The sequence below is a fragment of the Bacillus sp. SD127 genome (assembly GCF_058566445.1).
In genome coordinates this window covers 1925017-1949223 of record NZ_CP191226.1, presented here as the reverse complement: position 1 = coordinate 1949223, position 24207 = coordinate 1925017, and the positions used below count along the sequence as shown (strand labels likewise).

Here is a 24207-nt window from a genome sequence, read left to right as displayed (position 1 = left end):
AAAAACCGATAGATCAACTTTCAAAGTATACAAATCTTTCAAATTATTTTATTGTTTTCGTATTCAATATTAGATAGAATGTTTTTACAGATACTTCTGTTTTGACATTAAACACAATAAAGAGGTGCTAAATTTTTGGAGTTAAAAAACATTGTCAATTCTTACAACATCACAAATATTTTAGGTTATCTTAGACGTTCTCGTCAGGATATGGAACGAGAAAAAAGAACAGGTGAAGACACACTCACAGAACAAAAAGAACTCATGAATAAAATACTTACGGCTATTGAGATCCCTTATGAATTAAAAATGGAGATTGGATCAGGAGAAAGCATTGAGGGTCGTCCTGTCTTTAAAGAGTGCCTTAAAGATCTTGAGGAAGGCAAATATCAGGCAATTGCAGTTAAAGAAATAACAAGACTTAGTCGTGGGAGTTATAGCGATGCAGGACAGATTGTTAACCTTCTTCAAAGCAAACGATTGATCATAATTACACCATATAAGGTTTATGACCCTAGAAACCCTGTAGACATGCGCCAAATTCGTTTTGAATTATTTATGGCTAGAGAAGAATTTGAAATGACTAGAGAGCGTATGACAGGTGCTAAATACACATATGCAGCACAAGGGAAATGGATATCTGGACTGGCACCTTATGGATACCAATTAAACAAAAAGTCCTCTAAGCTAGACCCAATTGAGGATGAAGCAAAGGTTGTTGAACTAATTTTTGATTTATTCTTGAATGGTCTCAACGGGAAGGATTACAGTTACAATGCAATTGCCACTCATTTGACCAATCTGCAAATCCCCTCCCCTGCCGGAAAGAAAAAGTGGAATCGATTCACTGTGAAAGCCATTCTTGAAAATGAAGTTTATATAGGAACTGTTAAGTATAAAGTCAGAGAGAAAGAAAAAGACGGTAAGAGAACAATTAGACCTGAGAATGAACAAATAATTGTACCTGACGCACACACTCCCATTATTGATAAAGATCAATTCGAGGAGGCGAATAAAAAAATCGAAAACAAAATACCTTTGCTGCCAAATAGAAGCGATTATAAATTAAATGAATTGGCTGGTGTATGTATTTGTGCTGACTGCGGTGGCCCATTGTCAAAATATGAAGCCAAAAGAAAGAGACAAAACAAAAACGGTACTGAAAGCTTATATCATGTTAAAGTGCTCAGATGCCTCAATAACAAGTGTATGAATGTTCGGTATAATGATGTTGAAGAAGCAATATTAGATTATTTTAGACTGTTTCAAACATTAAATGATAAGGAACTTACAAACCTTATTGAAGACATGGTTCATTCACACGAGAATAAGAACAACATCAAATCTCAAAAACAGATTAATGAACAATTTGAGCAACGTGAGAAAGAGTTACAAAATAAACTGAATTTCATCTTTGATAAGTACGAAAGTGGTATTTACTCTGACGAAATTTTTCTTCAGCGAAAAGCAACATTGGACAAGGAAATGAAAGAACTAAAAAAAGCCCAAGATGAGTTAAATGGTCTGACAGATATTAAATCAGGTATTGATATCAGTAAAGTAAGAAGCCAAATGAAAAACTTGATTCAAATTTACGAGACATCAAATGATAAAGAAGAAAAAAACAACTTACTCAGAATAGCATTAGAAAAAGTAATTGTTAAAATGACAGCTAAAAGAAAAGGCCCAGTACCTGCACAATTTGAGATAACACCTATTCTTAGGTTCGGCCTTCTAACCGGTGATACGCTGACTGATACTAAGGAAAGTTCGTTTTCGTAGTCAGTATCTCGATAAACAGATAAAGCTGTGTCCCCTGTAAACACAATGGGTGCCACTAAGCTGTTATCTGAAAAGCTGTTTCATCAAGCTAACCGCCACGTTCAAAATAGAGGAACTGTTTTTTGTTCCGTCCGTTTCGGAAATGTTCTCGGCTCAAGAGGTTCAGTCATTCCTATTTTATTTGAACAGATGATGGAAGGTGAACCGCTGACCATCACAGACAAGAACATGACCAGATTTTTTATGTCTATTAATGATGCGGCCACACTGACACTGCAATCAGCCGCTATAACCACAGGCGGAGAAACTTTTATTTTTAAAATGGAATCACTGAAACTCGAGGAATTGATTCATGGATTTGAAGAATACGCAGCGCAGCACGGTCTCCCGCACCCGGCCGCAATAGAAGTCGGCAAGCGTCCAGGTGAAAAGCTTCACGAAGAATTGACATCTCCCCACGAAGTAGAGTCACTATATGAATGGGGCAACCTATATGCTATCCTCCCAGAACCTGAAAAACATCCTGATTTTCGCAAAGTCAATTTGCCCGGGTATCAGTCTGATCAGGCTCCTCTTATTACAAAAGACAGAATTGCCCAAATTATTGAAGACCTGCATAAAGAAAAAAAGGCATAAAACAAGCCTGTCTATCCATTAGGCAGGCTTGTTTTTTCTTGCATTTATTTGTCAAATAGGTGCTGATAGCTTTCATATCCCTCTTCTTTGAGCTTATCCTTAGGAATAAACCGCAGCGCCGCAGAATTAATGCAGTAACGAAGTCCGCTAGGTCCAGGTCCGTCATTAAATACATGTCCCAGATGGGAATCAGCTGTTCGGCTTCTGACTTCTGTCCGAATCATTCCGTGGCTCGTATCCTGTTTTTCTTCCACTTCTTCTTCCTCAATCGGCTTTGTAAAGCTTGGCCAGCCGCAGTGGGAATCAAATTTATCCTTGGAAGTAAACAAAGGCTTTCCTGACACAATGTCAACATAAAGCCCTTCTTCTTTATGATCCCAATACTCATTTTGAAACGGCGGCTCCGTTCCGTTATTTTGTGTGACCTCGTATTGCATACGGTTTAATGACTTTATTCTTTCTTCTTTATTTAGCGTCATTTATTTCGCCCCCCCAATGCTCACTGATAAATCCAGATCTTCCGGAGCCTGTCCGGTAACGCTGATAATGCCCTGGATTCTTTTTATAAAAATGCTGATGATAATCTTCCGCTTCATAGAATGGTTCAGCCTTTAAAATATCTGTCACGATAGGATCTTTAAAAATGCCGCTTTCCGCCAGCCGCTGTTTTGATGCTTCAGCAAGTTCCTTTTGTTTTTCATTATGATAAAAAATCGCTGCACGGTAAGAGCTGCCGCGATCAGCGAACTGACCGCCTGCATCTGTCGGATCAATTTGCTGCCAGAACAGCTCTAACAGCTTTTCATAAGGGAATACATCAGGCTCAAACGTGATTTGTACGGCTTCACGATGCCCTGTTGTTTCGCTGCATACTTCTTCATACGTAGGGTTTTCAGTATGGCCGCCTGTATACCCGGACACCACTTTTTCAATTCCCGGCTGTTCGTCAAATGGTTTGACCATACACCAAAAACAGCCGCCTGCAAATGTGGCGAGTTCTTTTTTTTCAGACATACTGGTGCCTCCTTTGTTAATACGTGGTATTATTATATTATAGCATGTAAAAATAGAATGAAAATGATTCTGCTTTTCAATAAAAATCTATAGGTTTTGAGTATTAGCAATTATGTAATGGGGGTTCACAAATTTGAAAGTAAGAACACAAATGATGTATGATATGGAAACTTTACTCCGTAAAGTTTTTAAACAAATACGCAATGAAATCAACGATATTCTAGATAAAGAGCTTTCGCGGAATGAATTTACCATTTTGCGCATTCTAAGTGAACAGGGACCTAAGAAAGTGACGGAATTTGCGCCCATTTTGGAAGTATCAGCAAGCCATATTACCGCAGTGACTGACGCGCTGGTAGAAAAAGAATGGATCACGAGAATCAGATCGAAGGAAGATCGGCGGATCATCCGCATCCATATCACTGAAGCAGGTGAAAAAATCGTTCAGCATTTCAATGAGAAAAAAACTGAATATTTCTTTAAACGTTTTGATTGTTATACGGATACTGAACTCGCCACATTAATCGAGCTTTTCAGCAAACTTGATAAAAAACGGTAAAAAGCACATACCCAATTAGGGTATGTGCTTTTCGCAGCGCCTTTCTTATCTTTCAGTAAACAATTTCATCGTTTTCCAGCGGCCGTATCTGTAGTACAAAAACGCCGCACAGCTGCTGAATAAGAAACTCATACCGATTCCGAGACCGATCCCTTTCTGTCCAAGCCAAGCTGAAAACAGAGCCGTAAAAGGATATCTCAAAACCCAAAAAGAAATCAAATTTAAAACCAAAACCTGCATCATTGCCCCAGCAGCTCTGACAATTCCATTCAGCACAAAATTAATACCGATAAAGGGATAGAAAAACGCAATCCACCGCAAATATTGTTCACCAAACGCTACCGCGTCAGGCTCACTAATAAATAATCTCATCAAGTATTTTCCAAATATCCAAATGATAATAGCAATTACGAGCATGCAAGAAAAAACAGACATCACACCAAGCTTCGCAATCGATTCCACTCTTTTATAGTTTCCGAGCCCGATATTTTGTCCCGCCATGCTGTTGACCGCCGTACCGGCCGCCATAGCCGGAAGTGTGATGATGCTGTCCAGCCGCTGCACCGCGCCAAATCCAGAGACCACATGCTCTCCATAGGAGTTGACGACGCTCATGATCGCCATCATTCCGCCTGTAATCACCATCATCTGCAGACCGGCGGGAATACCAAGTTTCAGAATCAATACAGTCTCTTCCCACTTAGGTGCTCTTGGCATAGAAAACGGAACCAGCTGATGTTTGATGACATAAAACAAACCGTAAAGGAACGCAATGCCCTGTGACAAAACAGTTGAATAAGCCGCTCCTGCAATCCCCATGCGGAAAACAGAAATAAAGAGCGGTGCCAGCACAGCATTCAGCACAACGGCAAAAGCGATGAACCGCAGCGGTGTTTTGCTGTCGCCTAGCGCCCGAAGAACCGTACTGATAAAGTTATAACCAAACAAAAACAGTATGCCGATAAATTGAATCTGCAAATAGATCTCGGCAAGCGGAATCATGGACTCCGGCGTTTGCAGAAGACGCAGCAATGGTTCTGACAGGAAAAAACCGGCTGCGCCGAACCCGATGCTTAAGCCTGTTAATAAAACCACAAAGGCATTTATATACGACGCCATTCCTTTCTCATCATCTTTTCCCTTTTGCTGAGACAAAATGGTTAAGGTCGCATTATTAAGTCCCAAAATAAAAGACAGCACGGTTAAAACTATCGTGCTTGATACCGCGGCCGCGCCAAGCGCTTTTGCCCCCAGCAAATTGCCGATCCATAAACTGTCTATGAATTGAAAAGAAACCTGCAGAGCATTTCCCAGCATAATAGGCATCGAAAACAGGATAAGCTGCCTCAGCACGGTTCCCTTCGTAAAATCGTATGCTTTCATTTCTTCTCCTTGTTCTCTTATATTTTCGTCCAGCCGCATGAAAAAAGAGACGGTGCAGCATGTCTCTTTTTTTCATGATTTATCGGTTTTTTTTCGGTCTTTCATGCCAAATGTAAACACCATCACACTCAAAAACAATGCGCAGTACGAAATGTTCAAGTACATTTGATCCATATCCTCAGCCGCCAGATGATGATAAGCCAGCCAGCCGAAGTAAAGGGAAAACGTAAATGATAACAAACTGAAATACTGGTAAATCCGCTTCATTTCAGTCACCTCTATTGTTTAGGATGGTAATAGGAAAACTCAATTTCATCTTTTTCTAAATTAATTTTATCTGCTTTGACATACATACCGTTCGTTAATGGCATTTCAGACAAACGAACCTCAATGCTTTTATCGCTGGGATGAACATGCACAAAGGATGGAAGTTCATAGAAGCTGTCCATATAATTTAACACAAAGCTAATAGGAATACTCAATTTCCCTAAGGAAAATTTCGTTACATTCAGCTCGACATCGCCATTCTTTTTCACGGTCGGCTCAAATGCGATAAACGCGTCAATTGACGTGGAAAATGCTTTGATTTTCCCTGCCACATGGACATCGTCATCTATATCCACTTTGTAATCAAGCTGATTTGACGCTTTCTCGTTTAAATATGAGTTGACAAACGCAGCTAAGGATTCTTTTGTGCTTGTCACTTGAAATCCGTACTCGCTTTTAGAGGTATCCTCTACCTCCGCTTGCTTGCCCGGCAGCATGACCAGCGTCACAAATCCTACTGCTAATACAATATTGATGGCAAGCAATATAAAAAACAGTCGTTTCCAGTTATTCATGATTTCACCCTACTCTTTCGGTAATCCTTCTTTTTCAATTGCTTGATAGACCCGCTTCGCTATTAAGGAATAACCCGTTCCATTAGGATGAAAATCATCTTCCTCAGAAATTCGTTTACTGTCACTTTTTTGATTGAACAAGTCTTCTATATTAATGATTTTTGCATGTTTATCTTTTTTCAGCTCTTTTTTAGCAATGTTGTTCCAATCAGTGACTACCCCGTTTATTTCCTGTAATTCAGATAAAGTAAATGTAAACGGATTATACATGCTGACATAAATCAGCTCTGCGTGATTATTCAGCGCGCGGATTTCTGAAATGATTTTTTTAAAACGCTTTTCGTACGGCTTTTCCTCTTCCTGAAACGGTTCGACGGTTAATTGCAGGAAGTTTTGACGAAGGACCTTCATCAGATCATTACCGCCAATTGTTAAAAAGACATAATCTGCATCTTTTATGCCTTTTTGAACGTTTTTATCTTTTAGTTTCTCTAACAAATCCTCCGAACGATTCCCTTTGACGGCATAATTTTTAACGTCAACCTTTTTGACTTGCTCATTTGACCGGATAGAATCCGCCACCTTGCCGACATATCCCTTGCCCTCAGGATCTCCGACACCTTCTGTAAGCGAATCTCCGACAGCGGCAATGACAATGTGTTCCTTCGTTTTCAGTTCATGGGCTTTTTGTTTTCCCTCAGATGCTGTACGTATGCTCGTACATGCAGTAAGAAGCAAAATCAAACTGGCCATGAGTGCAAAAATGCGCAGTTTCAATCTTGTTGCTCCTCCCCATTCTACTAGTGGAAAGTGTATCATGTTTTAGGAGATTTGAAAATGCCTTGTCTTCGAGATTACTTGAGTTTACTAGCCGCTTTCACATCAGCGATGATGTCATCGTATGGTGTATTTTCTACTCCATTGTAATCTTTCAGCACTTTACCGTCAGGGCCTACTAAATAAAAAGAGGATTGGTGAATGACCTGGTCCTGGCCTTCAGGTTTCTTCACGATCGCTTTAAAGCTATCAAACGCAAACGTCTCGATGTCACTTTGACTGTATCCCGTTAGAAAATCCCAGTTATCAAAAGATAAAGGATAATTTGCCGCAAATTTTTTCAGCTGCTTCGGGTTATCATTCTCAGGATCAACACTAAAGGATACGATACGCACATCTATATTCTCAGCCTTTAATTTCTTTTGAAGATCTGTCATATGAGCCGTCATCGGCGGACACACGGTCTCACAATTGGTAAAAATAAAGTCTGCGAGCCAAACCTTTCCTTTTAAACTGTCTAAAGAAACATTTTTGCCATCTTGGTTTTTAAAAGTAAAAGACTCCACCTCGTAATTAAGCGGATCCTTAATCTGATGTCCTCCACAGGCACACAAAAGCAGAAAAATCAGCCCCACCGCCAACCCTTTGATCATCTTCATGCCGTTCACCCTTTCCAGCTTAAAGCGCTTACTAAATGCCGCTCTCACCTTCTTACATCCTTTGTTTAATTCTATACGCGCAAAAAAAATTCCTGCATGCCCCTTCGTCCGCCTTCGAGCGGCATAGCAAAGGGGACACACAGGAATAAACGGCGTATCACGCGTTGTGTTTTAACACCTCTTGATGAAAAACAGCCTGATAATCAGTCCATTTCATCCGGCGCTTCATATATTGTCGGAAAGAATACACTTTTGCCCTGCTTTTTGATGAAAATACTTCTTTTAAGTAGATCTGCAAATGCTGATTTAACATAAAGAAATAATGTTCATCTTCCTTTAACACAGGTATTTCTGTCACTTTCACCTGAATCCCGTCGCTGCGTTTGAACTCTAGGCTTTTGAGTAACAAGCTATCAATCCTCATTTTTTGATTGTTTTCTTCTATTATATACAATGCCGGCCGGGCTGTCTGTCATTTTGCGCGGTTGTGCTGAAAAAATCAGATCAGCAGATGGAATAAATCTTGATCCTTATTTACCTCTAAATAATGAAACGCTTTTTTATTCATCCGTTCAATCAGCGGTCCATAGTCAGCTTTGTTTTGAAGCTCAATGCCGACCAGGGCCGGTCCGTTGCTTTTATTGTTTTTCTTCGTATACTCAAATCGCGTAATGTCATCATTCGGCCCAAGAACTTCATCAAGAAATTCACGGAGTGCCCCAGCTCTTTGCGGAAAATTGACGATAAAATAATGCTGAAGGCCTTCGAAAATCATAGACCGCTCCTTCATTTCCTGCATTCTTCCGATATCGTTATTGCCGCCGCTGACAACACATACTACGTTTTTCCCTTTAATTTCTTCCTTATATAAATCCAGTGCCGCGACAGAAAGAGCACCCGCCGGTTCAGCGACAATCGCACATTGATTATATAGTTCAAGAATGGCTGTGCATACCTTCCCTTCTGGCACGAGAAGTATGTCATCAACAACGGTTTCTAGCGCTTGAAAGGTTTCATCGCCGATTTTTTTTACAGCCGCTCCGTCCACAAATTTATCAATTTTATCTAACGTGACAACATGTCCAGCTTTGTTAGATTCAAAATAAGACGCAGCACCCGCCGGTTCAACCGCGATTACTTTGGTTTCAGGAGACACGTTTTTCATATACGTGCCGACCCCTGCAAGAAGCCCGCCTCCCCCGACACTTGCAAATAGAAAATGCGGTTCTGTATCAATATCGTTTAAAATTTCAACCGCCAGAGTCCCCTGGCCGGCCATTACATCCGGATCATCAAACGGATGGATAAAGGTGCGGTGTTCCTGCTCACAGCATTCAACTGCGTTTTTATACGCATCATCAAAAGTATCACCTGTCAAAATAATATCGATAAACCCTTTTCCGAACAGTTCAACTTGTGACACTTTTTGTCTTGGTGTTGTGGAAGGCATGAAAATCTTCCCGTGAACGCCCAGGTGTTTACACGAAAACGCTACACCTTGCGCGTGGTTTCCGGCACTTGCGCACACGACTCCATTTTTAGTCTGCTCGTCAGAGAGCTGCTTCATTTTGTTATAAGCCCCTCTGAGTTTAAAAGATCTGACTACCTGCAAGTCTTCTCGTTTCAAATAAATATTGCATTCGTATCTCTCAGAAAGTCTGTCATTCCTTTGCAGCGGTGTGTGAGTCACAACGTCCTTCACGTTTTGATGAGCCTTTAAAATGTCTTTCACTTGGATGAGAGAGTTTTCTTTAAGCAACGGTTTCATGTACAGATTCCTTTCTTGTTTTAAATCCCTATTTAATATGCCATTATAACACGAATATTCAAATAATAAGACAATTATTTTTATTTAGTAAATAAAAAAATGGATCGTATTCTAAGTTCTCCCCACCCGTGATAACATCTGCGTGACCTGTATCCAGCAGCCTAAGAAAAAAGTTTCTTAAAGATAAAAGATGTTTTCATCTGAAAGGCATGCTATAATAGAACCAATTAGAACCAAAAGGAGCCAATAAATGATTACCGCACCTCGACCTTGCACTTTTCATAATCTAATTGGAGAGCATCAACTATTTCTCGAAACAAAACGAGTCGCCATGCAGTTCGCCCTATCAGAGCTTCCTGTCCTGATCACAGGAAAGGTCGGAACAGGCAAGGATCATTTTGCACAAGCCATACACCAAGGCTCTTCAAGAAACGGCGAACCATTGATCAGTATCAATTGCAGCACCCATTCAGAAGAAAGCCTTGCATACGAGCTTTTTGGCGCTGATGATGCCTTGGGTGCGTTTCAAAAAGCCGCCCGAGGTACACTTTTTCTTAATGACGTATGGAGTATGCCGGTTTCTGTACAAGCTAAGCTTCTAGAAGCACTTGACTCAGATGGGGAAAAACCGAGAATCATCTGTGCTTCTGCAATCCCGATAACAGAAGTTGCTGAAAATACATTCAGGCAGGACTTATTTTACAGGCTGAACATTTTAACGCTCACATTGCCGGTGCTGTCCGAGCGAAAAAGCGATATCCCCCTTTTGACCCAGTATTTCCTTTCGGAACCGGGTCAGCAATTGTTAATTGACCCCTCAGTCTTTCCGCTGCTTGAACAGCATCCCTTTGATGGGAATGTAAGAGAATTAAAAAACGCTGCATATTATATGGCGGCTGTATCAAGCGGAGGAACCATTCATCCGTATGACGTGCCGCCGTATATACGGGACGGGCTAAATGAAAAAACGACGAAGAAAAAAGCGAAGCTTCTGACTTTAATGGAAAAAGCCGAGTTTCTGTTTATTTTGGAAACCATAAAAGTGTTAAATGAAAAAGGCGAACCGGCAAGCAGACGGATTATCTCTGAAAGCAGCAAAAACAGCCAAATCTCTTTAACGCCGCAGCAGGTCAGAAGCCGTCTCGATTATTTGGAGAAGAAAGAGTATGTGACAAAAAGCCGCGGACGTGCGGGCACGAAAATCACTTTAGAAGGGCTGAATTTTTTAGAAACGCTGCAAAAACAAATGATGTAGCAGCGAAAGAGAGGAGAATGTACGTGTATACAATAAAAGAAGAGATCGCCAACGCCATTACCCACGGCATCGGTGTGTTCTTATCCATACCAGCATTAGTGTTTCTCATCATATTTGCGGCTAATTACGGGTCCGCATGGGATATCGTCAGTTTTACCATATTTGGTGTTTCCATGCTGCTGCTTTATTTGAGCTCCACCCTGCTTCACAGCATTCAGCACAAAAAGACGAAAGATATTTTGGAGATTATTGACCATAGCGCTATTTACGTGTTGATCGCCGGAACCTATACCCCTTTTCTGCTTGGGCCGTTAAAAGGCACACTCGGCTTCACCCTGCTGATCATCGTTTGGGCGCTTGCCCTTGGCGGAATCGTATTCAAAATTTTCTTCGTAAAACGGTTTATCATTTTATCTACCTTGATGTATTTATTAATGGGATGGCTAATGATTATCGCGGTTAAGCCTTTATATGCTTCACTGACAGGAGCTGGATTCAGCCTTCTTTTGCTTGGCGGTCTGTTGTATTCAGCCGGAACGATCTTTTATATTTGGAGAAAGATCCCCTTCCATCATGCCATTTGGCACAGCTTTGTTTTAGGCGGGAGTGCGGCGATGTTTTTCTGCGTGCTGTTCTATTGTGTGAAAGTGCCGTTTTTATCCTAATGAAAAAGCGCAGTCTCAGTGACTGCGCTTTTTTAGGCCCGTAATTGCTTCTCACTTGCCGGTATATAAGCCTTGGAAAATGACACTTCTATATCTGCTGGCTTTAAGCGTTTAACAAGCGATCCCTTCAGCAGTTCATCGGTTCCTTTCGTTTCCACCATTACAACCGGAAGGCTGCAGCGGGCTGCAAGTTCCAATGGATTGATACAGCCATCTAAAGAAAGAATCATGCTTTGGCCTTTTTCTAATTGGGTCAAAATATCTTCATATACCATGTCTGAACTGCTCTCTCGAATGACATTCATCCGTTCAAGCCATTGCCCGATAATCGGTAAACGAAACACTTTGGGATTTGTGATAAATCCGGCTGGTTCTTCAATATACCCGGCAATCAAAGCAAGTTCAGGCAATCCTAAACGAGAATGCACATACAAAACAGGACCGCTCGGTATCGGCTCTGGCTGATGAATGGTGATGACAGATCCTGAAATGCCGATACAGCCTTCCAAAAACGCCTTTGGCTGCTCGTAAACGAGCGTCATCTGTTTTTTGTATGACAGACGCGGATCCAGCATTCTTTGATTAAACAATTGTTTTATATTTTTTAACAGCATATACACAATGTAAATCACTAGACAGCTGTAGCGAATCAATTAAAATCCTCCCGCTTCAGATGATACATTCTTTTTTTCATACACTAAAAATTCATAGTCATACGGATTTTTTTCGTCCTTAGTCCCTTGCTCAGAAGAAACAAGTTTCCATTTGCTCTCATCAAATTCAGGAAAGTAGCGGTCTCCATCAAACTGGTGATGAATTTTTGTCATATACAGCCTGTCCGCATAAGGGAACAGCGCCGTGTAAAGCTGTGCGCCTCCGATCACGAAGCATTCCTCAGTATCTGAGGCAATCTGGAGCACATCCTCTATTGAACTGACGACGGTACAACCGGGAAATTCTGAATCGTGTGCAGATGTCACAACAATATTTTTCCGATTCGGAAGCGGACGTCCAATTGATTCATATGTTTTTCGCCCCATGATGATTGAATGTCCTGAGGTTATTTTTTTAAAGTATGCAAGGTCATTCGGCAAATGCCACGGCAAATCATTGTCCTTCCCGATAAGCCGGTTGGCATCCATCGCGAAAATGAATGAAATCATACGCTGACCGCTCCTTTAATATGCGGATGCGGATTGTAATCTTCAATGATAAAGTCATCAAACGTAAAGCCGAAAATCGAATCAACCTCTCTGGCAAAACGAAGCTTCGGCAGCGGGCGGACATCTCTAGTCAGCTGCAAGTTAACCTGTTCAATGTGATTTTGATAAATATGAACATCGCCGAATGTATGAATAAACTCGCCCGGCTCAAGCCCTGTTACATGCGCGATCATCATCGTAAGCAGCGCATAAGAAGCTATATTAAACGGCACACCGAGGAAAACATCGGCTGAGCGCTGATAAAGCTGGCAGGACAGCTTGCCGTCAGATACATAAAATTGGAACAGGCAGTGGCACGGAGGCAAGGCCATTTTATCGATTTCACCAACATTCCATGCACTGACGATTAAGCGTCTTGAGTTCGGATTTGTTTTAATATCTTCCACAAGACGTGAAATTTGATCAATGGTTTCTCCGTCAGCTCCCCGCCACGAACGCCATTGCGAACCATATACAGGTCCGAGTTCGCCGTTTTCATCGGCCCACTCATTCCAAATACGCACTCCGTTTTCCTGCAGATAGCGTACATTGGTATCACCCTTTAAAAACCAAAGCAGCTCGTGCGCAATTGATTTAAAGTGAAGTTTTTTTGTGGTCAGCATCGGGAAGCCTTCCTGTAAATTAAATCTCATTTGATAGCCGAAGGTGCTGATTGTTCCGGTTCCTGTACGGTCGCCCTTTTTTTCACCATGATCTAAAACATGTCGGCATAATTCTTTATACTGTTTCATTTTATTCATCCTTTAAAAGTAGTCTTATAGTAGTGTAACACAATAAAAAATCATTTCTGAACCCAGAAATGATTTTTTTTATAAGTCAGCTGACAACAGGCTTTTCGTCCTGTTCTTTTTCTTCATCTTGCAGATCCTGATGCGTATGGGCAATTCTGCTCGCTGCTGCGGCTGCAAGTGCTGCCACAATATCATCCAAAAACGTATGGATGCCGTCAGGACTTTCATCGAGCTCCTTAATAATTCCGATCTTCTCTTTATCCAAATAACCAAAGTTGGTCAAGCCGATCGAACCGTACACATTAACGATTGAAAGAGGGATAATTTCATCTATGCCGTACAGCGGTTCATCTGTTTCAACAAGATGCTGCAGCGGTTCAGGAAGCAGTTTCTGCTCTGCAAGCTGATCAAGCGCCAGCCCAGTTAAAACAGCATGGATAATTTCACGCTTGTTAAGTACTTTTTCTACATTCTCCATACATACACTAAGCGGGAGATTTGGATTGTATTTTTCCTGAAGTTTTTGAACAATACGCGCAATATCTTCTATCATAACGCCCCGTTTGTTCAGCATATCTTTTGTTATATCGACCATTTCATTCATTGTGTACTTTTTCATATCTAATGGCATCTCCTTTAGGCACTCATCCAGTTGGGAGGTGTGTTGCGGTCCCAATAAATGCTCCCAAGCTCATGGTGTGATTGAAATCCATCTTCTGCTGTATGATAATGAAAATTAAACCAGTAGCCCTCATGCGGAGGGTGGTCTCTGCGCACATGAAACCTGAGGAGGTCTTCTCCGGTTGACCGATTAAAAACGTGAAAGATTTTCTCCGTTTTCCCCGCTGAAGGCTTGCTTGAAATCACAACATCTTGATACGCTTCGTCATCTTGTAATGTCGCTAAAAAGTCACATATGACGTTTTCGATTTTCGGCAGAATCTCTTTCCGATAGTCATCCTCAATGACCGGAGCAATTTTGCTGCCAAATTTCAAAAAGGACTGATTTTCAGCGCTGTCAAGGAGCTGTTCCTTGTACGATTGAAAAAGTAATTCGGGGTCTCGCCTGTCTTCCGATTCATAATCATCGTACAAATCATGCTCATCATAAAAAGCGGTGTAATCATTCTGCTCAAGACTGCTCGGCTGTCCTGAAGGCTTGTCTGCCATGAGAGCAGCCGGAGGAGATACGAGCCCGAACGTTACGATGGTAAATAAAACCACAAGGGTCTTTCTCATCCACAATTTCATGACTGCTTATTCCTCTCTATTTTATTGTCATGTTTCTCTTATTTTATCATAGGTCGAACTTACAAGTCATGTACTATATGAAGCTCTAAGTCAATTTAGGAGATTTGTTGCTTTGCCGCGTGTATAAAAACGCTTACAATATAATATGAAAGGAGGCCTTCCGCATGATTGACGCCTTGTTTGCAACGGTTTCACTTTTAACATTATTATACTTTGTCGTCATGGAAGTCACCGATTAGAAACAAGCCCGTGAGGTTCTTCACGGGCTTGTTTCGCTTGCGATTTGAATAACACCGTAGTGAAAAAGCGCTGTTTTTCTTTTCAATACGTTAAAACCAAATTGGTCAAAGCGCGGGCTTTTCCAATGGTCTTTGAGTACAACGCTTTTTCTGGCTGCCCGCACCGCTTCTTTGATGCAGCCGTCAGCCAATGCAGAATCCTCAGCCAGCTCTCGTAATGGCGCGATGCCATCAGACGACTCTACAGGCTCATGAAACATCGGATCAAAATAAATGACATCTACTGATTTGTCAGGCAGCTGCTTTAGGTAGTCAAAGCAATCCGCATGATTCACTTGTATTCTTCTCATGGCAGCTTGAAGCTGTTCTATACCGGTTTCCCATGAATGGAGCCCCGTATTCACCAGAACGGACACAAGCTTGTTTTTTTCCAGCCCGATCACCGACCCGGTTTCGCCAACGGCCATACTTGCGATAATAGCGTCGGAAGCCAGACCGAGCGTGCAATCCAAAAAAGAATCTCCGTCCGTTAAGCCGGCTGCCCGAAGCATCGGCTCTTGCTCGCCGCGCATAAACCGTTTAGCTCTGAACATCGCTGTATTCGGATGAAAAAAGAATTTACCGCCTTGTTTTGTATAAAGTTCGAACCGCTCTTTTCCAATCACGAGCAAATCACGCTCAGCTGACTTCAGCATATTTTCAACCGTTTGTTTATTTCGGTCGCAATATCGTATACCCAGCTCTTCCGAAAGCATTTTTGCGATCTTTATCGTGTGGTCAGACGGTCTATAGCTTGTTGTAATCATGATCTATACTCCCAAAGAAAATGCCCGGAAAACGGGCATTTAGCAGTGTGCATCAAAGGCGTCAGTTAAGTTTTTCATGATTTCTTCCATTTCGTGCCCTTCAATCTCATGACGCGGAATAAAATGCACGACTTCTTTGCCTTTCAAAAGAGCCATTGACGGTGAAGAAGGCTCCTGGCCTGTAAAATACTCCCGCATTTTTGCAGTGGCTTCTTTATCTTGGCCCGCAAATACTGTCACCGTATTGTCAGGTGTTTTGTCGTTCTGCAGGACTGCCTGAGTTGCCGCAGGACGCGCAAGACCAGCTGCACAGCCGCAAACAGAGTTAACGACTACGAGAGTTGTGCCCTCTGCCTTTTCCATAAAATTCTCCACTTCTTCTGCCGTTGTTAATTCTTCAAAACCGGCACCAGTCAGCTCGCGGCGCATCGGAACGACAAGCTGGCGCATATATTCTTCATAAGCCATTGACATAAAAAAAAGCCCCCTCTATTATCCTTCATCTGAAGTAAAGGATACTATAGAGAGAGCCGGATTTCAAATGTTCATGTCTTAAAACAATAGAATGTGATCCTTATGTCTAGATTTTCATGATACCGCCCGTATTGGCACTTGTCACAAGTTTAGAATAACGGGCTAAATAGCCGGTTTTCACTTTTGGCTCAAAGCCTTTCCAATTTGCTTTCCGTTTTTCCCATTCTTCTTCAGGCACTTGAACGTCCAGGATGCGTTTTTCAATATCAACGATGATATGATCGCCGTTTTCAACAAAGGCAAGCGGTCCGCCTTCTGCTGCCTCTGGTGATACGTGTCCGATTGAAAGGCCTCGGGATGCTCCGGAAAAACGTCCGTCTGTAATCAACGCTACTTTCGGACCAAGCCCCATTCCGACAATCTGTGATGTAGGTGCAAGCATTTCAGGCATACCCGGCCCGCCCTTTGGCCCTTCGTAACGAATGATGACGACATCGCCTTCTTTTACTTTCCGGTTGATAATGCCGTCTAGCGCCTCATCCTGAGAGTCGAATACGACAGCGGGCCCTTCGTGTCTCGTAATTCCGTTCTGTACGCCGCCGGTTTTGATGATAGCGCCGTCCGGAGCCAGATTTCCGAATAATACGGCAAGGCCGCCCTTTTCAGTGAATGGCTGATCTAACGGATGAATCACGTTATAATCCTTCACTTCATGTCCGGCAATGGTTTCTCCAAGCGTCTCACCTGTAACTGTCAGCGCGTCCAAATGAAGTGCTCCTTCTTTTTTGGAAAGCTCATTCAATGCTGCAGACACACCGCCCGCTTCATGAAGATCTTCAATAAATACATCAGATGCAGGCGCCAGCTTAGCCAAATGCGGCACGCGCTCTGCGACTTCATTGATGCGTTCTAAAGAGTATTCAACGCCAGCTTCATTTGCAAGGGCAAGCGTATGAAGTACAGTATTTGTTGAACCGCCGAGCGCCATATCAAGCGCAAACGCGTTATCAATCGCTTTTACTGTAACGATATCTCTCGGTTTGATGTCTTTGCGAATGGTTTCCATTAATTGCGCAGCTGATTTTCTGACAAACTCTTTTCGTTCCGGTGATGTCGCGAGAATGGTTCCATTACCAGGCAAAGCCAATCCAAGCGCCTCTGACAGACAGTTCATTGAGTTTGCTGTAAACATTCCCGAGCAAGATCCGCATGTCGGGCAGCCGAACTGTTCTAATTCTTGAAGTTCGCTTTCGCCGATTTTTCCAGCTTGATAAGCACCGACTCCCTCAAATACTGAAGAAAGAGAGATTTTGCGGCCGTCGCTTGTTCTTCCTGCCGCCATCGGCCCTCCGCTGACAAAAATGGTCGGAATGTTGATGCGCATAGCCGCCATAAGCATTCCCGGCGTGATTTTATCACAGTTCGGAATACAGACCATTCCGTCAAACCAGTGCGCTGATACGACAGTTTCCACTGAGTCCGCGATGATCTCACGGCTCGGGAGCGAATATCTCATTCCGATATGCCCCATCGCAATTCCGTCATCTACACCGATTGTATTAAATTCAAACGGTACGCCTCCGGCTTCTCTGATTGCTTCTTTTACGATTTTTCCAAACTCCTGCAAGTGAACATGACCGGGAACGATATCAATATATGAGTTACAAACCGCAATAAACGGTTTACCAAAATCCTCTTCTTTTACACCTGCTGCGCGGAGCAAACTGCGGTGCGGTGCTCTATCGATTCCTTGTGTGATCATGTTACTGCGTAATTCTGCCATGGTGATCCTCCTAAATAGTCTCAATTGTTAGATTGAATTTTATTTTAACAATTTTCAGTTTATTTGCGGGCCGTTTTAGCTAAATCGCATGATTTCAGGCCGCCCTTTCCTCTGTTGTTTGATTCATGTTTTTATATTTATATAGCTTTCTGTCGATGTGAACCCTCCAACTATTAATATTGTTACTTACTATATATAGTTTTTGATTATTTTTCAACAATATTCGAAATAATTTTTATAAAAAGTGAATTCAAACAAAAAAGGTGCATGATCTGCACCTTCATCTTCTTTTTTATTCGCCTTTTTTTCTGCTCTCTGTCATTTGCTTCCAGACTGAACCTTTTGCCTCTTCCCCATGTTCGATTCGTTCCAGCGCCATTTTCACTTGAAGGCTGACTTCGAATTCCGGATCATCTTCAGCAGCCCGCAAAGCTTCTATTGCACTTTCATCACCGACTTCGTAAAGGAACATAGCGGCGCGCCAGCGGACCAGCTTGCTTGAGTCGCTTAACGATTTTATCATCGCAGGGATGGCTTGAGGATCGCCGATATCAGACAGGCAGTCTCCAGCCGTTCTTCTCACCGATACAGACTTATCCTCAAGCGCCTTATACAATAGAGGAAGAACATCAGGTGATTCAATCATTCCCAAATACACAACAGCCTGTCTTCTAATGGACACCTTCGGATCATCCAATGCTTTTTGCAAAACGGGGATGTCCTCTTCTTTTGGATTCATCTGCTCCAAGTGTGCGTATCGCCGCTTCCAGTCCTCATCATCCAGCATGTCAAGCGTTACTTTATAGGCTTTGCGCTGTGCTGTTTGTTTCGTTTCGCCTTTACCTTGGATCGCTGCTTCCGTTAGCCGTTTCAGCCTTTCATCACTGTAAGCGGCCTGAAGCTCTTCTGTCACGTCATGGCCGATTTCAGTAAAATCGCCGAATCTGACGCCTTGTTCTTTCCAAGCTCGTTCAAACACAACATTTGACGCTTCAGATCTGAGTTTTAAGATCGCCTGCTGAAAACGGTCAGGAAGCCCGAACCGCTCTTCACGCTCACCATCTGTTAATTTGACTTGCATAGGAATTCCGCTGAACATCTGTACAAACACTTTCACTTCTCCAAATGACTCCTGATCCGAGCGGTTTTCTGCACTCTCAGCGCTCTCCATTCCAAATGCCGTCCGGACTTGCGGTAAAATGTCTTTCCAGTCATATCTGGCGTTCCGTTCAACCGCAAGAAAGTCGGCAACGTGATATACCCCTTTAACTCCTTCAACATTTAGGATTTCCACGACAACAGGCGGGGCGCCTTCTGCCTGATCCGGTTTATAATTATTGCTTTTGCCCGCCGGAAGCTCTTCCGTTAAGATGACCTTCATTGTATTCGGGCTTGGCGTCGGTTCAATTGATTTTATCTTCATGATTGTCCTCCTATAGCCTATCTGTGACTTATTCTAACATAGTCGCCCCGCGCCTTCTATTACGATGTTTCAATATCAATTCCGGGAATTTCTTTTTCTAATTGACTGACAAAATGAAGCATAAATTTATGCCTCTCGTCAGCCATTTCTCTTGCGGTATCTGTATTCATCATATCTTTTAGGAGCAGCAGCTTGCTGAAAAAGTGGGTATAGGCACTCTTATCATTTCCATAAAGGCTATGTCCCTTTGCTCCCGCAAACATAAACGTCCGTGCTATACCAACTGCGCCGATCGCATCCAGCCTGTCAGCATCCTGTACGATTTTCCCCTCAAGTGAAAGCGGTTCTTTTCCAAGCTTTTCCCTGTCCCGAAAGGACATTCTAGTAATAATGTGAATAATTCTTTCAGCCTCATCTTTTCCGGCTCCTAAAGAAACCAGCCGTTTGTCCACCTCACTGACTGAAAGCCTGATTGCGTCAGGCAGCTTCACATCAATCAAATCATGAACCAAGGCTGCCGCTTCAACAACGAACAAATCCGCATTTTCCTTTTTTCCAATATATAAAGCAAGCTCTGCAACTCTTGACACATGAAGCCAATCATGACCCGTGCTTTCCCCGCTCAGAACAGATTTGACCCATGTCCTGATTTGCTCTGTCTGCATCAGTTTTCGATCCCGCACCAAAACACCCTCTTTATTGTCCTAATAACTTCGCAATAACGTCTTCCAGTTCTTTCGGATTTGTGTTTGGTGAATAGCGTCCGGCTATTTCTCCGTTTCTGTCCACTACAAATTTAGTGAAATTCCATTTGATTGCCTTTGTTCCAAGCATGCCTTTCGCATTGTCTGTCAAATACGCAAAAAGCGGGTGGGCATTTTTTCCGTTCACCTCGACTTTTGAAAACATGGGAAACGTCACACCGTAATTTATTTCGCAAAATTCCTGTATGCCTTCCTCGTCGTCAGGCTCCTGATTCATAAATTGATTGCAGGGAAACCCTAAAATCTCCAGGCCCTCCGGCTGGTATGTATCATACAACTCCTGAAGCTGCTTAAATTGAGGAGTAAAACCGCATTTACTGGCTGTGTTAACAATCAACAACACCTTTCCGGCAAATGGCTGAAGTGTCATGTCTTTGCCTGTAATGGTGCGGACCCTCATATTGTATATAGACATTGAAATTCCCTCCTAATGAACCTGAGTGCTGTGATTATTTTACCTTTTTTCCTGTTTCAAAACAAAACGGAAGCTCTAGGTTTATCAATTGTACAGACATCGTGTTCAACGGATGTTCTTCCCTCATCGGATCATTTGTTTATGAACAGAAACATCTCTTGAGAAGGAGCTATTATTCTATATATTGCATGACACCTGGAAAACTCATTACAGTGAAACCAAAAGTCATATGTTTGCGTTTATTATATAGTATTTTCTGCTGTTCCCCTTCAAACCCTTATAGATAGATTGAAAATTGGCGGGAAAATTCCTATAATGAAGAAAATTAACGGGGAAATGATGGAGGTGGCACGTTGCCTATTAATATACCTACACACCTGCCGGCAAAACAGGTGCTTGAGAGTGAACATATCTTTGTAATGGATGAAAGCAGAGCATTTCATCAGGATATCCGGCCGCAGAAAATTATTATTTTAAATTTAATGCCGAAAAAAATCCAAACGGAAACTCAGCTGCTCAGACTGCTTGGGAATTCGCCTTTGCAGGTTCATTTTACATTTTTAATCCCAAGCACTCATACACCGAAAAATACAGCAAGGGAACACCTTGATGAGTTTTATACGACATTCTCCAATATCCGTCATAAGAAATTTGACGGCATGATCATCACCGGTGCGCCGATCGAGCATTTGGCGTTTGAAGATGTTTCTTATTGGGAAGAGCTCAAAGAGATTATGGAATGGAGCAAAACGAATGTCACGTCAACCTTGCATATTTGCTGGGGTGCTCAGGCAGGTTTGTATTATCATTACGGCGTGGAAAAAACTGAAATGCCGAAAAAAATCTTTGGTGTGTTTGAACATACTGTTCTTTCCAAGCACGAAAGATTGGTAAGAGGTTTTGACGAGCTATACTACGTGCCGCATTCCCGGCATACAGATATAAATATGGAACAACTGCAAGCAGTGCCCGAGTTAAACATTCTTACTGCATCAAAGGAAGCTGGGGTTTGCTTAATTGTGTCAAAAGACGAAAAACAAGTCTTTTTAACAGGACACCCTGAATATGATACAAATACGTTGCTTCAAGAGTATGAAAGAGATCTGGAACGAAACCTTTCGACTGTCGAGGCGCCGAAACATTATTTCGCAGAAGACAGCAAAGAACCTGTCAATCGCTGGAAAGCACATGCGACATTATTGTTTATGAACTGGCTTAATTATTATGTTTACCAAGAAACTCCTTATGAATGGGACTAATTTTTCTTTTTAAAGTGATACGCTGAGCAAAAAATATGATAAAATACATCTGATTCAGTATGCGTATAACAAAAATTTAAAATACTGGAATCCGAATCTTTTAAAATTAGTTTAATTTTTTCACTGCATTAATAATTCGATTATGTATTTGTGTTATGTTTATGTATAGACAATAACTCCTTACGATGCATGAAGCTTGCTTGTTGTTGATTACATTGAGGTGAATTTACTTGAATACCAATAAAAGAGTATTAATTTTGACTGCAAATTACGGAAATGGACATGTACAGGTAGCCAAAACGCTTTATGAACAATGTGTACGTCTCGGCTTTCAGCATGTAACAGTTTCTAATTTGTATCAAGAGTCAAATCCGATTGTTTCAGAGGTAACTCAGTACCTTTATTTAAAAAGCTTCTCAATCGGAAAACAGTTTTATCGTTTGTTTTATTACGGAGTTGACAAAATCTATAATAAACGTAAATTTAATATTTACTTTAAAATGGGAAATAAACGATTGGGCGAACTTGTCGATGAACATCAGCCCGACATCATTATTAATACATTTCCGATGATCGTCGTACCCGAATACAGACGGAGAACAGGAAGAGTTATTCCTACCTTCAACGTCATGACTGATTTTTGTCTTCATAAAATTTGGGTTCACGAAAATGTGGATAAATATTATGTGGCGACAGATTATGTGAAGGAAAAACTGATTGAGATCGGGACCCATCCCAGCAACGTGAAAATTACGGGAATTCCGATCAGGCCTCAATTTGAAGAATCGCTGCCGGTAGAGCCGATTTATAAAAAGTACGATCTTTCGCCTGATAAAAAAGTGCTGCTCATCATGGCTGGCGCACACGGTGTATTAAAGAACGTAAAAGAGCTGTGCGAAAACCTTGTTATGGATGATCAGGTGCAAGTGGTGGTCGTATGCGGAAAAAATACGGCTTTAAAAGAATCCTTGAGCATACTTGAAGCAGAAAACAGCGATAACTTAAAGGTTCTCGGCTATGTAGAGCGAATTGACGAGCTCTTCCGGGTCACAGATTGCATGATTACAAAACCAGGCGGCATTACTTTGACAGAAGCCACTGCTATCGGCGTGCCTGTCATTCTGTACAAACCAGTGCCCGGACAAGAAAAAGAAAATGCAAATTTCTTTGAGGACCGCGGAGCTGCAATTGTCGTGAACCGACATGAAGAGATTCTCGAGTCTGTCACCTCCCTTCTTTCAGATGAAGATACCTTACAGCGAATGAAGAAAAACATTAAGAGTCTTCATTTGGCACACTCCTCTGAAGTGATTTTGGAGGATATTTTGAAGGAATCAGAAATGATGACGACCAAACAAAAAGCCAAGGCGCTTTCTTAACTGATGTTCTTGCAGGAGCACACGAAAAATCGTGTGCTCTTTTTATTCGCATTCATCTTTTCGTAAAAGCGGTTACATTTTTTTGAGAAACTTGCCCTTTTTTTCAAAAATAAGCAGTTTCGCAACTTGACGCGTGCTGCCAGATGGTGTATAGTTGAACCATCATTTAACAACGAAACGAAGTTAAATGATACAAAATTTTTTTTAGCACATAGGTGCTACAGTACTAGGAGGAATTAAGCAATATGCAAAACGGTAAAGTAAAATGGTTCAACAACGAAAAAGGATTCGGCTTCATTGAAGTTGAAGGCGGAGACGATGTATTTGTTCACTTCACAGCTATCGAAGGAGAAGGATACAAATCATTAGAAGAAGGACAAGAAGTTTCTTTTGAAATTGTCGAAGGTAATCGTGGACCTCAAGCTTCTAATGTTGTAAAACTCTAAACTCAATATAAGTTGACAAATAGAGGAGAGGCAAATGCCTCTCCTATTTGATTTTCATCTGAATTTCGATCGCTAAAATGTTTTGTTTGCACCTCTGCTCAATCTCTTCAATATGCTTTTCCATTGACGGCTTTCCTTTTTTCGCAATATCCGCAAGTTCTTCTAAATCATTGTATATTTCTATAAATGTTTTGTGAAGGATCGATTTTAAGTCTTTATCATCCATAGCTGTGCTCCCCTTCTCTACCAAGATACCTTAAATAGTAAAACAGACCTACTCATTCAGGTTCAATGGTTATATCGGCTTATTTTTTATTTTATTTTCTATTTTGGCACATAAATTTAAAAAAACTCAGCAAAATAGTTGCGGAGGTGTTTTTTTGTGAACTCAGAATTTCATGAAGAGGATCAAACTGGATTTACCGATAAACGGCAGCTGGAGCTAGCGGTGGAAACAGCGCAGAAAACGACCGGCGCCGCCACAAGAGGCCGAAGCTCAACATTACTCAATTCCGCATACCAAGCCATCGAGGACGCCAGGGAGCTTTCACTGTCTCAAGAACTGGCAGCTCTTGATGATCCTGAATTTGTACAGCAGCAACAGCAGCTGTTAGATGCCTGCCAGCATCAGCTGGATGAATTTAAAAAATAAAACCGCAGAAGCTGCGGTTTTA

The 24207-nt window shown here is 41.8% G+C and carries 29 protein-coding genes and 1 pseudogene; 9 read left to right on the top strand and 21 right to left on the bottom strand.

Annotated features, from left to right (window positions below):
- Window positions 1–135: 135 nt before the first annotated feature.
- Both sprA and ACQVGS_RS10250 read left to right on the top strand, forming a co-directional pair.
- Complete coding sequence (gene sprA / locus ACQVGS_RS10255) at window positions 136–1782, top strand: serine-type integrase SprA (protein ID WP_491831541.1); 1647 nt, start codon at window positions 136–138, stop codon at window positions 1780–1782.
- A gap of 15 nt (window positions 1783–1797) precedes the next feature.
- Window positions 1798–2418, top strand: a pseudogene (locus ACQVGS_RS10250) (polysaccharide biosynthesis protein); the annotation flags it as partial.
- A gap of 44 nt (window positions 2419–2462) precedes the next feature.
- Here the strand turns inward: ACQVGS_RS10250 and msrB are convergent.
- Together msrB and msrA are read right to left on the bottom strand one after the other, a co-directional pair.
- On the bottom strand, window positions 2463–2897 hold the full coding sequence (msrB, locus tag ACQVGS_RS10245) for a peptide-methionine (R)-S-oxide reductase MsrB (RefSeq protein ID WP_024121776.1): 435 nt from the start codon (window positions 2895–2897) through the stop codon (window positions 2463–2465).
- The gene (gene msrA / locus ACQVGS_RS10240; RefSeq protein ID WP_127696847.1) at window positions 2884–3432 is read right to left on the bottom strand and encodes a peptide-methionine (S)-S-oxide reductase MsrA; all 549 of its coding nucleotides are present in this window, start codon (window positions 3430–3432) and stop codon (window positions 2884–2886) included. Before msrA ends, msrB begins: the two co-directional genes overlap by 14 nt.
- A gap of 133 nt (window positions 3433–3565) precedes the next feature.
- On the opposite strand from msrA, the gene ACQVGS_RS10235 reads away from it, so the two are divergent.
- Window positions 3566–3991, top strand: a complete 426-nt coding sequence (locus ACQVGS_RS10235; protein ID WP_024121778.1) for a MarR family transcriptional regulator — start codon at window positions 3566–3568, stop codon at window positions 3989–3991.
- A 45-nt stretch (window positions 3992–4036) separates the two neighbouring features.
- On the opposite strand, the gene ACQVGS_RS10230 is transcribed toward ACQVGS_RS10235, so the two are convergent.
- The 7 genes from ACQVGS_RS10230 to ilvA all read right to left on the bottom strand — a co-directional run bounded on the left by ACQVGS_RS10230 (window position 4037) and on the right by ilvA (window position 9420).
- A complete protein-coding gene (locus tag ACQVGS_RS10230; RefSeq protein WP_106020327.1) occupies window positions 4037–5374 on the bottom strand; it encodes an MATE family efflux transporter in 1338 nt (445 codons plus the stop codon).
- Between the two features lie 72 nt (window positions 5375–5446).
- On the bottom strand, window positions 5447–5641 hold the full coding sequence (gene ypmT / locus ACQVGS_RS10225; protein ID WP_044155479.1) for a protein YpmT: 195 nt from the start codon (window positions 5639–5641) through the stop codon (window positions 5447–5449).
- Between the two features lie 11 nt (window positions 5642–5652).
- Window positions 5653–6216: a YpmS family protein gene (locus ACQVGS_RS10220; RefSeq protein ID WP_491831537.1), complete on the bottom strand. Its 564-nt coding sequence runs from the start codon at window positions 6214–6216 to the stop codon at window positions 5653–5655.
- A 9-nt stretch (window positions 6217–6225) separates the two neighbouring features.
- Window positions 6226–6993, bottom strand: coding sequence for an SGNH/GDSL hydrolase family protein (locus ACQVGS_RS10215; RefSeq protein WP_095713132.1), 768 nt, complete (start codon window positions 6991–6993; stop codon window positions 6226–6228).
- Window positions 6994–7070: 77 nt separating this feature from the next.
- Complete coding sequence (locus ACQVGS_RS10210; protein WP_106020328.1) at window positions 7071–7652, bottom strand: SCO family protein; 582 nt, start codon at window positions 7650–7652, stop codon at window positions 7071–7073.
- A 157-nt stretch (window positions 7653–7809) separates the two neighbouring features.
- The gene (locus ACQVGS_RS10205) at window positions 7810–8061 is read right to left on the bottom strand and encodes a DUF2535 family protein (protein WP_024121785.1); all 252 of its coding nucleotides are present in this window, start codon (window positions 8059–8061) and stop codon (window positions 7810–7812) included.
- Window positions 8062–8151: 90 nt separating this feature from the next.
- A complete protein-coding gene (ilvA, locus tag ACQVGS_RS10200; RefSeq protein WP_095713134.1) occupies window positions 8152–9420 on the bottom strand; it encodes a threonine ammonia-lyase IlvA in 1269 nt (422 codons plus the stop codon).
- A gap of 250 nt (window positions 9421–9670) precedes the next feature.
- Here ilvA and ACQVGS_RS10195 point away from each other — a divergent pair, with 250 nt between their 5' ends.
- Window positions 9671–10675, top strand: coding sequence for a sigma 54-interacting transcriptional regulator (locus tag ACQVGS_RS10195; protein ID WP_254517665.1), 1005 nt, complete (start codon window positions 9671–9673; stop codon window positions 10673–10675).
- Window positions 10676–10698: 23 nt separating this feature from the next.
- A complete protein-coding gene (gene trhA / locus ACQVGS_RS10190; protein ID WP_044155470.1) occupies window positions 10699–11340 on the top strand; it encodes a PAQR family membrane homeostasis protein TrhA in 642 nt (213 codons plus the stop codon).
- A gap of 32 nt (window positions 11341–11372) precedes the next feature.
- Here the strand turns inward: trhA and ACQVGS_RS10185 are convergent, their stop codons facing one another.
- The 11 genes from ACQVGS_RS10185 to ACQVGS_RS10135 form a co-directional block, all read right to left on the bottom strand.
- A complete protein-coding gene (locus tag ACQVGS_RS10185; RefSeq protein ID WP_103671792.1) occupies window positions 11373–11993 on the bottom strand; it encodes a lysophospholipid acyltransferase family protein in 621 nt (206 codons plus the stop codon).
- A complete protein-coding gene (gene dfrA, locus ACQVGS_RS10180) occupies window positions 11994–12503 on the bottom strand; it encodes a dihydrofolate reductase DfrA (RefSeq protein WP_024121790.1) in 510 nt (169 codons plus the stop codon).
- A complete protein-coding gene (locus tag ACQVGS_RS10175; protein WP_010334650.1) occupies window positions 12500–13294 on the bottom strand; it encodes a thymidylate synthase in 795 nt (264 codons plus the stop codon). The genes dfrA and ACQVGS_RS10175 overlap by 4 nt, the downstream gene beginning before the upstream one ends.
- A gap of 85 nt (window positions 13295–13379) precedes the next feature.
- Window positions 13380–13913, bottom strand: coding sequence for a phosphatidylglycerophosphatase A family protein (locus tag ACQVGS_RS10170; RefSeq protein ID WP_003230797.1), 534 nt, complete (start codon window positions 13911–13913; stop codon window positions 13380–13382).
- Window positions 13914–13930: 17 nt separating this feature from the next.
- Entirely contained in the window at window positions 13931–14545 is a 615-nt protein-coding gene (locus ACQVGS_RS10165) for a YpjP family protein (protein WP_106019999.1), read from the bottom strand.
- A 259-nt stretch (window positions 14546–14804) separates the two neighbouring features.
- Entirely contained in the window at window positions 14805–15590 is a 786-nt protein-coding gene (locus tag ACQVGS_RS10160) for a class I SAM-dependent methyltransferase (RefSeq protein WP_106020000.1), read from the bottom strand.
- A gap of 39 nt (window positions 15591–15629) precedes the next feature.
- Complete coding sequence (gene brxA / locus ACQVGS_RS10155) at window positions 15630–16064, bottom strand: bacilliredoxin BrxA (protein WP_024121794.1); 435 nt, start codon at window positions 16062–16064, stop codon at window positions 15630–15632.
- Window positions 16065–16170: 106 nt separating this feature from the next.
- The gene (gene ilvD / locus ACQVGS_RS10150) at window positions 16171–17847 is read right to left on the bottom strand and encodes a dihydroxy-acid dehydratase (protein ID WP_024121795.1); all 1677 of its coding nucleotides are present in this window, start codon (window positions 17845–17847) and stop codon (window positions 16171–16173) included.
- A gap of 292 nt (window positions 17848–18139) precedes the next feature.
- Entirely contained in the window at window positions 18140–19270 is a 1131-nt protein-coding gene (locus tag ACQVGS_RS10145; protein WP_491831529.1) for a conserved virulence factor C family protein, read from the bottom strand.
- Between the two features lie 59 nt (window positions 19271–19329).
- On the bottom strand, window positions 19330–19935 hold the full coding sequence (locus ACQVGS_RS10140; protein WP_127696948.1) for an HD domain-containing protein: 606 nt from the start codon (window positions 19933–19935) through the stop codon (window positions 19330–19332).
- Between the two features lie 31 nt (window positions 19936–19966).
- Window positions 19967–20449, bottom strand: coding sequence for a glutathione peroxidase (locus tag ACQVGS_RS10135; RefSeq protein WP_127696837.1), 483 nt, complete (start codon window positions 20447–20449; stop codon window positions 19967–19969).
- Between the two features lie 353 nt (window positions 20450–20802).
- On the opposite strand from ACQVGS_RS10135, the gene metA reads away from it, so the two are divergent.
- The 3 genes from metA (at window position 20803) to cspD (ending at window position 23533) form a co-directional block, all read left to right on the top strand.
- A complete protein-coding gene (gene metA, locus ACQVGS_RS10130; protein ID WP_024121799.1) occupies window positions 20803–21708 on the top strand; it encodes a homoserine O-acetyltransferase MetA in 906 nt (301 codons plus the stop codon).
- Between the two features lie 230 nt (window positions 21709–21938).
- Entirely contained in the window at window positions 21939–23087 is a 1149-nt protein-coding gene (locus ACQVGS_RS10125) for a diglucosyl diacylglycerol synthase (RefSeq protein ID WP_024121800.1), read from the top strand.
- Between the two features lie 245 nt (window positions 23088–23332).
- Window positions 23333–23533: a cold-shock protein CspD gene (gene cspD / locus ACQVGS_RS10120; protein WP_003153604.1), complete on the top strand. Its 201-nt coding sequence runs from the start codon at window positions 23333–23335 to the stop codon at window positions 23531–23533.
- A gap of 43 nt (window positions 23534–23576) precedes the next feature.
- Here the strand turns inward: cspD and degR are convergent, their stop codons facing one another.
- Window positions 23577–23759 (bottom strand): transcriptional regulator DegR, encoded by a 183-nt coding sequence (gene degR / locus ACQVGS_RS10115; RefSeq protein WP_010334663.1) that lies wholly within the window; start codon window positions 23757–23759, stop codon window positions 23577–23579.
- A 156-nt stretch (window positions 23760–23915) separates the two neighbouring features.
- On the opposite strand from degR, the gene ACQVGS_RS10110 reads away from it, so the two are divergent.
- Window positions 23916–24185 carry a DUF2564 family protein gene (locus tag ACQVGS_RS10110; protein WP_024121801.1) on the top strand — a complete coding sequence of 90 codons (270 nt, stop codon included), beginning with the start codon at window positions 23916–23918 and terminating at the stop codon, window positions 24183–24185.
- The last annotated feature ends 22 nt before the right edge of the window (window positions 24186–24207 follow it).

Coding starts and splice junctions, on each gene's coding strand:
- msrB (WP_024121776.1), bottom strand. CDS start 2,897: ATGACGCTAAATAAAGAAGAAAGAATAAAGTCATTAAACCGTATGCAA.
- msrA (WP_127696847.1), bottom strand. CDS start 3,432: ATGTCTGAAAAAAAAGAACTCGCCACATTTGCAGGCGGCTGTTTTTGG.
- ACQVGS_RS10230 (WP_106020327.1), bottom strand. CDS start 5,374: ATGAAAGCATACGATTTTACGAAGGGAACCGTGCTGAGGCAGCTTATC.
- ypmT (WP_044155479.1), bottom strand. CDS start 5,641: ATGAAGCGGATTTACCAGTATTTCAGTTTGTTATCATTTACGTTTTCC.
- ACQVGS_RS10220 (WP_491831537.1), bottom strand. CDS start 6,216: ATGAATAACTGGAAACGACTGTTTTTTATATTGCTTGCCATCAATATT.
- ACQVGS_RS10210 (WP_106020328.1), bottom strand. CDS start 7,652: ATGAAGATGATCAAAGGGTTGGCGGTGGGGCTGATTTTTCTGCTTTTG.
- ilvA (WP_095713134.1), bottom strand. CDS start 9,420: ATGAAACCGTTGCTTAAAGAAAACTCTCTCATCCAAGTGAAAGACATT.
- ACQVGS_RS10195 (WP_254517665.1), top strand. CDS start 9,671: ATGATTACCGCACCTCGACCTTGCACTTTTCATAATCTAATTGGAGAG.
- dfrA (WP_024121790.1), bottom strand. CDS start 12,503: ATGATTTCATTCATTTTCGCGATGGATGCCAACCGGCTTATCGGGAAG.
- ACQVGS_RS10175 (WP_010334650.1), bottom strand. CDS start 13,294: ATGAAACAGTATAAAGAATTATGCCGACATGTTTTAGATCATGGTGAA.
- ACQVGS_RS10170 (WP_003230797.1), bottom strand. CDS start 13,913: ATGAAAAAGTACACAATGAATGAAATGGTCGATATAACAAAAGATATG.
- ACQVGS_RS10165 (WP_106019999.1), bottom strand. CDS start 14,545: ATGAAATTGTGGATGAGAAAGACCCTTGTGGTTTTATTTACCATCGTA.
- ACQVGS_RS10160 (WP_106020000.1), bottom strand. CDS start 15,590: ATGATTACAACAAGCTATAGACCGTCTGACCACACGATAAAGATCGCA.
- brxA (WP_024121794.1), bottom strand. CDS start 16,064: ATGTCAATGGCTTATGAAGAATATATGCGCCAGCTTGTCGTTCCGATG.
- ilvD (WP_024121795.1), bottom strand. CDS start 17,847: ATGGCAGAATTACGCAGTAACATGATCACACAAGGAATCGATAGAGCA.
- ACQVGS_RS10145 (WP_491831529.1), bottom strand. CDS start 19,270: ATGAAGATAAAATCAATTGAACCGACGCCAAGCCCGAATACAATGAAG.
- ACQVGS_RS10140 (WP_127696948.1), bottom strand. CDS start 19,935: ATGCAGACAGAGCAAATCAGGACATGGGTCAAATCTGTTCTGAGCGGG.
- ACQVGS_RS10135 (WP_127696837.1), bottom strand. CDS start 20,449: ATGTCTATATACAATATGAGGGTCCGCACCATTACAGGCAAAGACATG.
- cspD (WP_003153604.1), top strand. CDS start 23,333: ATGCAAAACGGTAAAGTAAAATGGTTCAACAACGAAAAAGGATTCGGC.
- degR (WP_010334663.1), bottom strand. CDS start 23,759: ATGGATGATAAAGACTTAAAATCGATCCTTCACAAAACATTTATAGAA.